Raw genomic sequence first — 1,156 nt, 5'->3', positions numbered from 1 at the left:
ATGTTAAATTTAAAGAAATAAAAATAAAAAGGAGATTTTTTTAATGTTTAAATTACAAAATCAATTTAAAATAATAAATATTTGTTTATTAGTTTTTTTAGGAGTGTTATTTATTAATAATAATTATCAAGCAATGGGAATGGATAATAACGATGGCATATCTGAAAATAATTCTGTTGTTGATAATCATATAGATGAATATAATATTTTTAGAAACTTATTATTAACCCAAGGTAGAATATCTCAACAATTAATTAATGCTCTTTTTAATCATAGCTCAGAAACGGAAATTAATTTTTTTTCGAATCAACTACAACAAATACACCAACAAATAATAACTTATCAACAAAGACAACTAAATAATCAAGAACGAATGTTAAGAAATTTTGATAATAATATGACAAGAGTTCAATTAGAAAGGGAATATTTATTGTTAACACAAGAGATGATTTCAGCCATTAATAATACACCACTTTATGCTTCGGAAGAACAAATAAATACCTTAAGAAATATTCAAACAAGAATAGATCAAAATCAAAGACAAATTAATATCATTAGAAATCAAACACAAAACAACCAAAATCGACCAAATAATAATAGAAGACGTTAAAATAATTTAAAATATGCTTTATTTTTATTATAAATATCAAAAGGAGTTTTAATTAATGTTTCAATTACAAAATCAATTTAAAATAATAAGTTTTTGTTTATTTATTTTCTTGGGATTATTTTTAATTACTAATAATTCAGTAATGGCGATGAATAATTTAAATGATGAAAATTCAATAAACAATGAAATTAATAAACTTTATTTAGAAAGAAAAAATTTAGCTACTAAAATTTCATATTTTCACATTCATCATCTAGATGATGATGTAAATTTACAAAAAGAATTACATAATTTAGATCAAACAATTAAAAATCTTTATCAAAGGCTTTCTGATGTCAATAATTTAAAGTATATAAACGAAAAAATTTGGGATTATTCATATGAACGAAATCAAGTAGCTATTAAAATTTTAAGTCGTTCATATCAAGACCCTACAATACAAGAACTTATTACAAATCATCAAGAATTAGTGAAAAGAATTAAGAATTTAAACCAAAAATATATTAATTTACAATATAAATTAAACAAATAATTAGATTAATCTTT

At 20.7% G+C, this 1,156-nt stretch carries 2 protein-coding genes; both read left to right on the top strand.

The annotated features are described in order from the left end of the window. Positions 1-43 precede the first annotated feature (43 nt). Complete coding sequence (locus M8044_RS02435; protein ID WP_273585461.1) at positions 44-610, top strand: SVM family protein; 567 nt, start codon at positions 44-46, stop codon at positions 608-610. A 55-nt stretch (positions 611-665) separates the two neighbouring features. Continuing rightward, positions 666-1,142, top strand: a complete 477-nt coding sequence (locus tag M8044_RS02430; RefSeq protein ID WP_273585460.1) for an SVM family protein — start codon at positions 666-668, stop codon at positions 1,140-1,142. The last annotated feature ends 14 nt before the right edge of the window (positions 1,143-1,156 follow it).

The organism is Columbia Basin potato purple top phytoplasma (assembly GCF_028595955.1).
In the GTDB taxonomy this organism is placed as follows: Bacteria; Bacillota_I; Bacilli_A; order Acholeplasmatales; family Acholeplasmataceae; genus Phytoplasma.
Note: the sequence above shows the minus strand (reverse complement) of the source record. Positions and strands in the feature narration are given on the sequence as shown.

Coding starts and splice junctions, on each gene's coding strand:
- M8044_RS02435 (WP_273585461.1), top strand. CDS start 44: ATGTTTAAATTACAAAATCAATTTAAAATAATAAATATTTGTTTATTA.
- M8044_RS02430 (WP_273585460.1), top strand. CDS start 666: ATGTTTCAATTACAAAATCAATTTAAAATAATAAGTTTTTGTTTATTT.